This is a genomic window from Sphingomonas yantingensis (genome assembly GCF_014199325.1).
GTDB lineage: Bacteria > Pseudomonadota > Alphaproteobacteria > Sphingomonadales > Sphingomonadaceae > Sphingomonas > Sphingomonas yantingensis.
This window is the reverse complement of record NZ_JACIJJ010000005.1, coordinates 55,838-68,124: the sequence shown is the minus strand read 5'-3', so window position 1 is coordinate 68,124 and position 12,287 is coordinate 55,838. Positions and strand designations below refer to the sequence as shown.

Annotated in this window: 9 protein-coding genes; 4 read left to right on the top strand and 5 right to left on the bottom strand. The window is 67.3% G+C overall.

Annotated features, from left to right (window positions below; genetic code table 11):
• Nucleotides 1-101 precede the first annotated feature (101 nt).
• Entirely contained in the window at nt 102-1,367 is a 1,266-nt protein-coding gene (locus FHR19_RS15505) for a YfgM family protein (RefSeq protein ID WP_184030337.1), read from the bottom strand.
• Between the two features lie 171 nt (nt 1,368-1,538).
• Between FHR19_RS15505 and FHR19_RS15500 the strand changes: the two genes are divergently transcribed.
• The 4 genes from FHR19_RS15500 (at nt 1,539) to FHR19_RS15485 (ending at nt 6,742) form a co-directional block, all read left to right on the top strand.
• Nucleotides 1,539-2,222, top strand: a complete 684-nt coding sequence (locus FHR19_RS15500) for an SDR family NAD(P)-dependent oxidoreductase (RefSeq protein ID WP_184030335.1) — start codon at nt 1,539-1,541, stop codon at nt 2,220-2,222.
• A gap of 243 nt (nt 2,223-2,465) precedes the next feature.
• A complete protein-coding gene (gene gyrA, locus FHR19_RS15495; RefSeq protein WP_184030333.1) occupies nt 2,466-5,258 on the top strand; it encodes a DNA gyrase subunit A in 2,793 nt (930 codons plus the stop codon).
• On the top strand, nt 5,248-5,604 hold the full coding sequence (locus tag FHR19_RS15490) for a DUF952 domain-containing protein (protein ID WP_184030331.1): 357 nt from the start codon (nt 5,248-5,250) through the stop codon (nt 5,602-5,604). Before gyrA ends, FHR19_RS15490 begins: the two co-directional genes overlap by 11 nt.
• A 76-nt stretch (nt 5,605-5,680) precedes the next feature.
• The gene (locus FHR19_RS15485) at nt 5,681-6,742 is read left to right on the top strand and encodes an SDR family oxidoreductase (RefSeq protein ID WP_184030329.1); all 1,062 of its coding nucleotides are present in this window, start codon (nt 5,681-5,683) and stop codon (nt 6,740-6,742) included.
• A 3-nt stretch (nt 6,743-6,745) separates the two neighbouring features.
• Here the strand turns inward: FHR19_RS15485 and FHR19_RS15480 are convergent, their stop codons facing one another.
• The 4 genes from FHR19_RS15480 to FHR19_RS15465 all read right to left on the bottom strand — a co-directional run bounded on the left by FHR19_RS15480 (nt 6,746) and on the right by FHR19_RS15465 (nt 12,232).
• Nucleotides 6,746-8,143 (bottom strand): alpha,alpha-trehalose-phosphate synthase (UDP-forming), encoded by a 1,398-nt coding sequence (locus tag FHR19_RS15480; RefSeq protein ID WP_246359572.1) that lies wholly within the window; start codon nt 8,141-8,143, stop codon nt 6,746-6,748.
• Complete coding sequence (locus tag FHR19_RS15475; protein ID WP_184030324.1) at nt 8,140-9,936, bottom strand: glycoside hydrolase family 15 protein; 1,797 nt, start codon at nt 9,934-9,936, stop codon at nt 8,140-8,142. Before FHR19_RS15475 ends, FHR19_RS15480 begins: the two co-directional genes overlap by 4 nt.
• Nucleotides 9,933-10,688, bottom strand: coding sequence for a trehalose-phosphatase (gene otsB, locus FHR19_RS15470; protein WP_184030321.1), 756 nt, complete (start codon nt 10,686-10,688; stop codon nt 9,933-9,935). Before otsB ends, FHR19_RS15475 begins: the two co-directional genes overlap by 4 nt.
• A 71-nt stretch (nt 10,689-10,759) precedes the next feature.
• Entirely contained in the window at nt 10,760-12,232 is a 1,473-nt protein-coding gene (locus FHR19_RS15465; protein WP_184030491.1) for a flavin-containing monooxygenase, read from the bottom strand.
• Nucleotides 12,233-12,287: the final 55 nt, after the last annotated feature.

Sequence of the window (12,287 nt, the reverse complement as noted above, 5' to 3'; positions counted from 1 at the left end):
CCGCTTTTAGTCTGACTATTACATCAGCTTTCCAGCGGCAAGGCACCAAAAAGGGGCCGGGAGTCACCCCCCGGCCCCTTCATCTCATCGGTCGAGACCGATCAGTTGGCGGGCGCGGCCCCGCCGCCATTGGCCGCGAGCCACTGCTTCCAGAAGGTCGCGATTTCGGCCTTGGGCGCGGTCTTGACCGCGTCGAACGCAGTCGCCGCCTCGGCGCGATTGCCCGCACCGACCAGCGCGTTGCCTAGACGCAGGTTCACGGTCTCGGTATCGACGCCGCCCTTTTGCAGGCCGAGCTTGTAGAACTCGACCGCCTTGGCGTAGTTCGCGCTACCCAGATACGCGTCGGCGAGCTGCGCCGCCGCCTTGCCGTTCGGCGCGGACTTCGCCTTGGGCTCGAGCGCCGCGAGCGAACCCTCGGTCTTGATCGCGGTGTTCGCGTCGTTCAGCAGCTGGGCAAGGCCGGTGGGCTGGATCTTGCCCTGCGCACGCCCTTCCTCGATCGCCGACTTGGTCTCGAACGGCAGGCCGACGCGGTAAGCGATGTCGCCATATTCGGCATAGTCGTTCTGGTCGGCGAGCACCTTGGTCACGCGCATCAAGCGGAACAGGTCGAGCTTGCCCTGATTGTCGAGCTGCGCGCTGTCGCGATAGACGAGCAGCGAGCGGCGCCAGTTCTTGGCGTTCGGATAATCGTTGAGCTGCATGCGCAGCCACTTGCTGACGCCGGCCGAATCCTTGGCTGCATAAAGCTTGGCGACGGCCAGATCGTACCAGGCGTCGGGCACCGGCTGGTTCGCCGCCTTCTTGGCCTGGACCGCCTTTTCGAGCTCGGCGATGCCGCCCTGGGTGTTCTTCAGGTCGAACTGGGTCTGCGCCATGCTGAGCGTCAGATTCTCGGTATCGCTATAGCCGAGCTGCTGCGCCTGCTGGAAGTAGCGCAGCGCGCCCTGATAGTCCTTTTCCTGGCGAGCGATGTCGCCGCGGACGAAGGCGAGCTTGGCCTTGTCGGCGGTACGCGGGTCGGCGATCAGCGTGTCAATCGCGGTCTTCATGCCGGCATTGTTCTTCTGACGCGCCGACAGCGGCAGGCGAAGCTGTGCGGCGAAATACTTCTCATCGTCGTTCTTGATCTGCGCCTCGGCAGCGGCGAGCTGTGTCTCGGCCGTGGCGAGATCGTTCGCCTGCAGCGCGGTCTGCGCAGCCATCGCCGCCTTGCGGAACTCTTCGCCCACCTTGAGCGCGGGGGCTTCACCCTCCTTGCCCTTCTTCTGCTTCTGGACGGGGGCCGCCGGCGCCGCGGTCGCGACGGCGACACCGCCGAGCGCCAGCATCGCGGTCAGCGCGGCCTTGGACACGATCGACATCTTCAGAAATCTCCTCTCGGGGTCCGATGCCCCTAAATGCCCGAGCGCCGCCAGACAAGCGGGCGCGCGTTCGCGTCCGCCGGTGGCACCCGGCCACTGAACGCACATTGAACGCACCCTATCCCTAAGGCCGGAATTGACCGTGCGGAACACGCCGCCTAGCGCCGGACCATGGGTAGTGCAGTCATCATCGGCGCCTCGGGCGGTATCGGCGGCGCGCTTGCCGACGCGATCGAGGAAGAGGGCAATCACGAGCGCGTCTGGCGCTTTTCGCGCAAGGACGGTCTCGACCTGACCGAAGAGGCGAGCATCGCTACCGCCGCCGAAAAGGTGGCGCAGGGGCCGGCGCCGAGCCTCGTCATCGTCGCCACCGGCATCCTCCACGATGGCGAGCGCGGGCCGGAAAAGGCGTTGAAGGAACTCGACGCCGACTGGCTGGCGCGCGTCTATGCCATCAATGCGATCGGCCCGGCGCTGGTCGCCAAGCATTTCGTGCCGCTGTTCCCCAAGACCGGGACGCCGACCTTCGCCGCACTGTCGGCACGGGTCGGCTCGATCGGCGACAATGCGCTGGGCGGCTGGCACGGCTATCGCGCGTCGAAGGCCGCGCTCAACATGATGCTGCGCAACATCGCGATCGAGGCGCGGCGGAAATACGAACGGACGATCGTCGTCGGCCTGCATCCCGGCACCGTCGACACCGGCCTCTCCAAGCCGTTCCAGGGCAATGTCGCGCCGGGCAGCCTCTTCGCCCCCGACCGCGCGGCGATGCAGCTCCTCGACGTGCTCGAAGGGCTGAAGCCGCACGACAGCGGCAAGGTCTTCGCGTGGGACGGCTCGGAAGTGCCGTTCTGATCTGACACGCGCACCCAACCCCATCGTCACCCCGGACTTGATCCGGGGTCCCGCTCCTTTCTTCGTCGCGAGGCAGGCAGAAGAAGCGGGACCCCGGCTCGGAGGCCGGGGTTCAGGAAGATCACGACAGCCTGCGCTCCACCTAAGCCCCTCCCCCGCGCACGCGGGCGCGCGAGGCTTGTTCGGGGCGTCGTACGGGTCTAGGACCGTACGCAACCACCCACACGAAAGCGAAAGCCTGCCTTGACCGACGAGACGTTGCTCGCCGACCCTTCGGACATTTCCCCCATCTCGATCGTCGACGAGATGAAGTCGAGCTATCTCGACTATGCCATGTCGGTCATCGTATCGCGCGCGCTGCCCGACGTGCGCGACGGGCTGAAGCCCGTACATCGCCGCATCCTGTTCTCGGCAAGCGAGAGCGGCTTCACCTACAACAAGCCCTATCGCAAGTCGGCGCGCATCGTCGGTGACGTGATCGGTAAGTATCACCCGCACGGCGACACCGCGATCTACGACGCCCTTGCGCGCATGACGCAAGACTGGTCGATGCGCGTGCCGCTGATCGACGGCCAGGGCAATTTCGGCTCGATGGACCCCGATCCGCCGGCCGCGATGCGTTATACCGAAGCGCGGCTGAACAAGGTCGCTGGCGAGCTGCTGGCCGACCTCGACAAGGATACCGTCGACTTCCAGCCCAATTACGACGGGTCGGAGCATGAGCCGACCGTCCTGCCCGCGCGGTTCCCCAACCTGCTCGTCAACGGCGCGGGTGGTATCGCCGTCGGCATGGCGACCAACGTGCCGCCGCACAACCTCGGCGAAGTCGTCAACGCCTGCCTCGCCTATGTCGACAGCCAGGGCGCGGTGACGGCGGACGAGTTGATGGAGATCGTTCCCGGTCCCGACTTCCCGACCGGCGCGATCATCCTCGGCCGCTCGGGCATCCGCAGCGCCCACGGCACCGGCCGCGGCTCGATCATCCTGCGCTCGCGCCACGCCTTCGAGCAGCGCGGCGAGCGGCGCTCGATCGTGCTGACCGAAATCCCCTTCCAGCAGGGCAAGAACGCGCTGGTCGAAAAGATCGCCGAGGCCGCGAAGGACAAGCGGATCGAGGGCGTCAGCGACATCCGTGACGAATCGAACCGAGAGGGCGTGCGGATCGTCATCGACCTGAAGCGCGACGCGACGCCCGAGGTCGTGCTCAACCAGCTGTGGCGCCACACCCCCGCCCAGTCGAGCTTCGCCGCCAACATGCTCGCGATCCGCGGCGGGCGCCCCGAACTCCTCAACCTGCGCGACATCATCGAGAGCTTCGTCAAGTTCCGCGAGGAGGTCATCACCCGCCGCTCGAAGTACGAGCTGGCCAAGGCCCGCGACCGCGCGCACATCTTGCTCGGCCTCGTCATCGCGGTCACCAACCTCGACGAGGTGGTGAAGATCATCCGCGGGTCGGAAAGCCCGGCGGCGGCGCGTCACGCGCTCCTGATGCGCGAATGGCCGATCGGCGAGATCATCCAGTATATCCGCCTGGTCGAGGCGATGGACGAGGAAGTCGAGGGCGACACCTATCGCCTGTCCGATCTTCAAGTCCGCGCGATCCTCGACCTGCGCCTCCACCGCCTGACCGCACTCGGCCGCGACGAGATCGGCGGGGAACTGGCCGAGCTCGCCGCGTCGATCGCCGAGCTGCTCGAGATCCTCGGCAACCGCGTCAAGCTCTACGAGGTGATGCGCGGCGAACTGGTCGAGGTACGCGACGCCTTCGCCACCCCGCGCCGGACCGAGATCGCGGCGGCGGCCGACGGGATCGAGGACGAGGACCTGATCGAGCGCGAGGACATGGTCGTCACCGTGACCATGCAGGGCTATATCAAGCGCACCCCGCTCGACGCCTTCCGCGCCCAGGCGCGCGGCGGCAAGGGCCGCGCGGGGATGGCGACCAAGGATGAGGACGCGGTCACCAACCTTTTCGTGACCTCGACGCACACGCCGGTTTTGTTCTTCTCCACGCTCGGCCGCGTCTACCGCATGAAGGTCTGGCGCCTGCCCGAAGGGGGCCCGGCAACGCGGGGGCGGCCGATGGTCAACCTGCTGCCGCTGGCGAAGGACGAGACGATCTCGACCGTGCTGCCCCTGCCCGAGGACGAAGCTGAGTGGGGCAAGCTCCACGTGATGTTCGCGACCGCCAAGGGTAATGTCCGCCGCAACTCGATGGACGCCTTCGCCAACGTGCCCACCGCCGGCAAGATCGCGATGAAGTTTGAGGATGAGGATGCCGACGACCGCCTGATCGGCGTCGCGCTGCTCGAAGAGGGCGACGACGTGCTCTTGGCCACCCGGCTGGGCAAGGCGATCCGCTTTCAGAGCGAGGACGTGCGCGAGTTCCAGAGCCGCAATTCGACCGGCGTGCGCGGCATGCGGCTGGCTGATGGCGACAACGTCATCTCGCTGTCCGTGCTGCATCGTTCGGGCGCGAGCCAGGAAGAGCGCGAGGACTATCTGCGCTTCGCCCCGTGGAAGCCGGAGCGCGAAGGCGAGCCCGCCAATCCCGAGCGGCTCGCCGAGCTGGCGGAGGCTGAGCAGTTCATCCTCACCGTCTGCGCCAACGGGTACGGCAAGCTGTCCTCGGCATACGAGTATCGCCGCACCGGGCGCGGTGGTCAGGGCATCACCAACATCGACAATATCCGTCGCAACGGCCCCGTCGTCGCGAGCTTCCCCGCTTCGACCGCCGACCAGCTGATGCTCGTCACCGATCAGGCCAAGATGATCCGCATGCCGCTCGCGTCGCTCCGCGTCATCGGCCGCGGATCGGCGGGCGTGCGCCTCTTCAACGTCGCCGACAACGAGCATGTCGTCGGCGTCGCCCGCATCGACGAGGAGCCTGAGCCCGAGAACCCGGCCGAGGCGGCGGTGGCCGAGGAGCTTCAGGAAATCGCCGAGGTCGAGGCGGACAAGTCGATCCAGCTCGACGACGGCACCGGCCCCGACACGATCAGCGAGCGCGTCGAGGAAGACGACGATGGCGAGTGACGTCCCCACCCTCGCCTACAAGGTGCTGACCGCCGATCAGATGACGGCGCTGGAGGCCGAGGGTTCGTTCGCCGGCGCGCCGGTGGATGTGGCCGACGGCTATGTCCACCTGTCGACTGCCGACCAGCTGACCGAAACGGTGGACAAGCATTTCGCCGGGCAAAGCGACCTCCACGTCGCCGCCGTCGATCTGGATGCGCTCGGCGACGCGGTGAAGTGGGAGGAGAGCCGCGGCGGCGCGCTGTTCCCGCATCTCTATGCCGCGCTGCCGCTCGACGCGGTGGTGGCGTACGGCCCGCTGGAGCGCGGGGACGACGGAAAAGTGCGCCTGCCCGTCGCGGGTTGAGGGATAGCAGCCGCCGCTTCATCGTTATCCGACCCAAGCTCGCCGGTGTTCGGCGATCAGCGGATCGGGATGATTGATGACGAAGACGGCATTGGTGGTGGGCGCAAGCGGGATCGTCGGCAGCGCGGTTGCGGGCTTGCTGGCAGAACGCGGGTGGCAGGTGCACGGCCTCGCCCGCCGTCCGGTCGAGCAGGCTGGCGTATCGCCGGTCGCCGCGGACCTGCTGAAAGCGGACGGCACCCGCGCGGCGCTGGCAGGTATCGCGCCCGATGCCGTCTTCATCACCACCTGGCTGCGGCAGGATAGCGAGGCGGAGAATATCCGCGTCAACGCCGCGATGGTCCGCAACCTGCTGGACGCGCTGCCGCCCGCGACCGGCCCGCGCCACGTCGCGCTGGTGACGGGGCTTAAGCACTATCTCGGCCCGTTCGAGGCCTATGGCAAAGGCGCGCTACCGCAGACGCCGTTCCGCGAGGAACAGGGCCGGCTCGACGTCGACAATTTCTATTACGCGCAGGAGGACGAGGTGTTCGCCGCTGCCGCGCGCGACGGCTTCACCTGGAGCGTGCATCGCCCGCACACTGTGATCGGCAAGGCGGTGGGCAATGCCATGAACATGGGCACAACCCTCGCCGTCTATGCCACGCTCTGCCGCGAGCTCGGTCGCCCCTTCGTGTTCCCGGGATCGGCCGCGCAGTGGGAGGGGCTGACCGACATGACCGATGCCGGGCAGCTCGCACGGCAGCTCGTCTGGGCGGCGGAGACGCCCGCCGCGCACGATCAGGCGTTCAACATCGTCAATGGCGACGTGTTTCGCTGGCAATGGATGTGGGGCCGCATCGCCGACTGGTTCGGGATCGAGGCCGCCCCCTTCGACGGCACCGTTCGCCCGCTGGAGGATCAGATGCGCGGGATGGCGGACACCTGGCGCGCGATCGCCGAGCGCGAGGGGCTGGCAGAACCCGATCTCGACCGCCTCGCCTCCCCCTGGCACACCGATGCCGATCTCGGCCGCCCAATCGAGGTCGTCACCGATATGTCGAAGAGCCGCAAGCTCGGCTTCCTCGACTATCAGCCGACCGACGAGGCATTCTTCGCGCTGTTCGAGCGGCTGCGCGCGGACCGGCTGATCCCCTGAGTGTTAATCGGCGGGCTGGCGTGTCGCTGGCTCGCCGATCAGCGCATCGGTGAAGCGCTTGCGCCACCACACCACGTCCTCGGCCTCGACATTGTCCATCATCGCGCGCCAGCGTTCGACCCGCTCGAACCGCGGCATCTTGAGCGCGGCGATGATGGCGTCGCTGATCTCCTCGGCGCTGTACGGATTGATGAGGATCGCGCCGACCCCCATCTGCGCCGCCGCCCCCGCGAAGCGCGAGAGGATGAGGACGCCGGGGTCCTCCGGGTCCTGTGCCGCGACATATTCCTTGGCGACCAGGTTCATGCCGTCGCGCAGGGGCGTCACCAACCCGATCTTCGCCGCGCGATAGATGCCGGCCAGCTGCTCGCGCGGATAGCCCTGATTGACGTAGCGGATCGGCACCCAGTCGGTGTCGGCATAGGCGCCGTTGATCCGCCCCGACAGTCCCTCCAGCGTCGCACGGATCTTCTGATAGCTACCCACCGCCCCGCGTGACGGCGGCGCGATCTGAAGCAGGAACACCTCCTTGCGCTCCTCGGGATGCTCCTGGAGGAAGCGTTCGTAGCCGAGGAAGCGCTCCTCCAGTCCCTTTGAATAGTCGAGCCGGTCGACCCCGACGATCAGGTCGCGGCCGACCGCACTGTCGCGCATCCGGCGATAGGCGAGCCGGGCGGTGGGCGTCCGCGACGCCTCGGCAAACTCCTTCGCGTCGATGCCGATCGGGTTCGCCATCACCTGTACGCTGCGATCGCCGAGGCGGAGTTGATCGCCGTCTAGCACCGCACCCATCTCGTCGATCGCATAGTCGCAGAAACTGTCGAGCCATTCCTGCGTGTGAAAACCGATCACGTCATAGGCGAACAGGTGGCCGACCAGCGCCGCCGCCTCTGGCAGCACCGCCAGCAGCCGGCGCGGCGGCCACGGGATGTGGAGGAAGAAGCCGATCCGGTTCTGGCACCCCCGCTCGCGCAGCGCGCTGCCCAGCGGGAACATATGGTAATCCTGGATCCAGATCGCGTCGTCCGGCTCGATCAGCGGGCGGACGGTGGCGGCGAAGCGGTCGTTGACCCGGCTGTACCCGCCGGCGAAGTCGCGCTCATATTCGGCGAGGTCGATGCGATAATGGAACAGCGGCCACAGCGTCCGGTTCGCGTAGCCGTTATAATATTCCTCGACGTCCTGCTCCTCCAGATCGACCGTCGCGGTCGTCACCCCGCCGGCGCGCTGGAAGTTGATGTGCCCGGTGAACTGGTCGACCGTCTCCCCCGACCAGCCGAACCAGATGCCCTTGTATTCACGAAGCGCCGCCGACAGTGCCACCGCCAGCCCGCCCTGCGCCCCGGAATGCGAATCCGTGGGTGCCGACACGCGATTGGAGATGATGATGAGGCGACTCAACGGATCGAGCTCCATGGTTTGCTGAGCAGGACGGCGCAGTTGATCATGCCGACCAGCGAATAGGTCTGCGGGTAATTGCCCCAAAGCTCGCCCGTCTGGGGGTCGATGTCCTCGGAAAGAAGGCCCGAGGCGGTGCGGCGCGACAGCATCTCCTCGAACAATTCGCGCGCATCGGCGTCGCGCCCGGTGAAGTGCAGCGCCTCGATGAGCCAGAAGGTGCAGACGTTGAACGCCGTCTCGGGCAAGCCGAAATCATCCTCGGTATCGTAGCGCAGCATGTGGCTGCCGCGCCTTAACCCTTGTTCGACCGCGTCGAGGGTCCCGCGGAACCGCGGATCGTCGGGCGACAGGAAGCGAAGGTCGAGGAGCTGGATCAGGCTGGCGTCCAAGTCGTCGCCCGAGAAGGTCGCCGACAGTCGCTGCGTCTCCTCGCGCCACGCCGCGCTCTCGATCCGGTCGCGCATGACCGCCGCGCGATCGTTCCAGAACTTGGCGCGGTCGGGCAGGCCGAGCCGGTTGGCCGCGTTGCCCAGTCGGTCGCACGCCGCCCAGCACATCGCCGCCGAATAGGTGTGGACCGACTGGCGCGTGCGCAGCTCCCACAGGCCCGCATCGGGCTTGTCATAGAGTTCCCACGCTCGCTCGCCGACGCGCTCCAGCGCCTCAAAATCCTCGACCCCGGCCATGCGGAACAGGCGCTCGTCGAAGAACGCCTGCACGTTCGACAGGACGATCTGGCCATAGGCGTCGTGCTGGATCTGCTCGGCCGCCTGGTTGCCGACGCGCACCGGCCCCATGCCGCGATAGCCGGCGAGGTTGGGGGCGAACACCTCAGGCAGGCTCTTCTCGCCCAGCACGCCATAGAGCGGCTGGATCGCCCCGCCCTTGGCATCGTCGACGATGTTGCGCAGATAGCCGAGATACCCCTCCAGCACGTCGAGCGCGCCGACGCGATTGAGCGCCTGGACGGTGTAATAGGCGTCGCGGATCCAGCAGTAGCGATAGTCCCAGTTCCGCTCCGATCCGGCATGTTCGGGGACCGACGTCGTCAGCGCCGCGACGATCGCGCCCGTTTCCTCATGCTGGCACAGCTTCAACGAGATCGCCGCGCGGATCACCACGTCCTGCCATTCGAGCGGGGTGGCGAGGCCGCGCGACCAGTGCTGCCAATGCTGCTCGGTATAGGTCAGCATCTCCTCGACCGCGGTGGCGATGTCGCCGCCGAAGCTCTCGTCCGGCCCCATGAAGAAATAGAGCGGGCGTTCGACGCGGAACGATCGCTCGTCCATCAACTGGCCGACGGGCGCGTTGGTCGTCAGGCGAAGCTGCATCCCCTCGAGGAGGAAGCGGATATGGTTGGAGCCGGAGGTGCGGTCGACCGCGGTCTCGCCCCAGCTTCGCGTCGGGCGCAGCCGCATGCGGATGCGTGGGGACCCCGCGACGGGGCGGACGATGCGGACATAGGCGACGGGGCGATACATCCGCCCCAGCCGCTCGAACCGCGGGCAGAAATCGATCACCTCGATCGCGCTGCCGTTCACGTCGGTGATGCGGCTGACCAGGATCGGCGTGTTGCGACGATAATGCTGCTCGGTCCGGTCGACGTCCTGAAGGTCGATCGCCCAGAGTCCGGCAGTATCCTCGTCCCCCGCATCGGCGCCGCCCAGCAGCGCGGAGAAGACCGGGTCGCCGTCGACCCGCGGCACGCAGCCCCAGATGAAGCGCGCCGAGGTGTCGATCAGCGCCGATACCTGGCAATTGCCGATCGGCCAGAGATCGAGGGTCGGGTTCACAGATATGCCTCCACTGCGCGCGAGAGCCAGGTGCGGACGGCCTCGACGCCGTCCAGTCGATAGCGAGCGGCGGTGTCGCGCTCGGCCCCGATCAGGATGCCTGCGCCGCCAAGACCGGCGACCGCGCGGAACCCGTCCTCGTCGGTCACGTCATCGCCGAGGAAGACGGGGCGGCTGCCCGCGAACGGCGCTTCCCCCATCAGCCGCTCGATCGCCGCGCCCTTGTCGCCGGCGGCGGCGCGGAGCTCGACCATCATCTTGCCGGGCTGGACGGTAAGGCCGTGTGCGACCGCGAGGTCCTTGGCAAGCGCCTGTGCCTCGGCCTCGACGCGCGGCGCCATCCGATAATGCAGGCCGGCGCCGTAGGGCTTGGTCTCGACCAGCACCCCCTCATGCCCGGCGGCGAAGGTGCGCATCCGGTCGATCACCTGCGGCAGGCCGGGCGGCAGGTCGGGACCCGACGTGCGACCGCCCGGATAGCGGAACTCGACCCCGTGGCTGCCGCTGATGACGAAGGGGATGCCGCCGAACATTTCGACGATCCGCTCGCTCGCGCGGCCGGTCACGATCGCCAGCCGGCCGTCGAGCGCATGGCCCACCCGCGCGAGCAGGCGGATGAGGTCGGCGTCCGGGTGGACGAGGTCGGGCCGGTCCTGAAGCTCGACGAGCGTGCCGTCGAAATCGAGGAACAGGCTGGCCCCGGCGAGCAGGTCGCGCGGCGGCACGGGCAACAGGGTGGTGGTGTCGGTCAAAAATGCCTCCCGCACCGGGGAATGTTTCGCCCCCGAACGCGGTTCCGCAATGCGGCATTTTATCGTGATTGTCAGGCGGCGCGTTTGCCCTTGGCCTCGGCATGCGAAAATTCCATCGCATCATCGACCCGCCCGAACCGCAGCGCCATCAGGTCCTTGAGGTAGTTCTGGTGCAGCCGCCACGGCGCGCGCCGCCCCTGTTTGGGAAACTTGTCGATCGCGCGCTGAACATAGCTCGAGGTGAAGTCTAGGAACGCCTCGTCCCCCGCCTCCCCCTCACCCACCCGCGGGGTGGCCGACCGCACCCCCCGCGCCTGCATCGTCTTGAGCAGCCGGCAGACATAGGCGGCGGTCAGATCCGCCTTCAGTGTCCAAGACGCATTGGTATAGCCGAAAGTATAGGCCAGGTTCGGCACGTCGCTGAACATCATGCCCTTGTAATTCAGCGTCTTTGCGAACTCGACCGGCGCGCCGTCGACGGTGACGGGCATGTCGTCCATCAGCTTGAGTTCGAGGCCGGTGGCGGTGACGATGATGTCGGCGGGCACCTTCGTCCCGTCCGCCATGGCGATGCCGCCGGGCTCGAACCGCTCGATCGCGCCGGTCACGACCTCGGCCCGGCCCGCCTTGATCGCCTCGAACAGGTCGCCGTCGGGGACGAGGCACAGGCGCTGGTCCCACGGGTCGTAACGCGGCGTGAAGTGGGTCGCGACGTCGTAATCGGGGCCGAGATGATCGCGGACCCAGCCGATCAGCCGCTCGGCTGCAGCCTTGGGATGCTTGCGCATCCGCTCGAAGAAGAACTGGCCGATCAGCGCGTTGCGCCAGCGGATCGTATTCGTCGCCCTTCGCGCGCCGATGACGCGGCGAAGGCCGTTGGCGAACCGGTCGGTTGCCGGGCGCGCGACGACATAGGTCGGCGACCGCTGCACCATCGCCACCGTTGCCCCGCGGTCAGCGAGTGCGGGAACCAATGTCATCGCGGTCGCACCGCTGCCGATCACCGCGACGCGCTTTCCCGCGACATCGAGGTCCTCGGGCCAGAATTGCGGATGCATGATCCGTCCGGCGAATGTCTCCGCACCCTCGAACGCCGGCGTATGGCCGCGCTCGTAATTGTAATAGCCGGTGCACATCACGACGAAGCGACAGCCGATCGTCCGCCGCTCGCCGCCCTGATCCACTGTCAGCGTCCAGGCGGCGTCCGCGCCCGACCAGTCCGCGGCGACGACGCGCGTACCAGTGCGGATATGTCCCTCGATCCCGCTCTCTCGCGCAGTGTCGTGGAGGTAGGAGAGGATCGACCCGCCATCGGCGATCGCCTTCTCCCCGGTCCACGGGCGGAAGCTGTAGCCGAGCGTGTACATGTCCGAATCCGACCGGACGCCCGGATAGCGGAAGAGATCCCAGGTGCCGCCCAGCCGCGCCCGCGCTTCCAGCACCGCAAAGCTTAGGTCGGGACACTCGACCTTCAAATGCCGCGCCATGCCGATGCCCGACAGACCGGCACCCACCACCACGACATCGAACCATTCATCGGCCATCGATCGCTCTCCCGCCCGTACCGGATATTCGATCGCGGCGAAGGTGGGAAGCGAC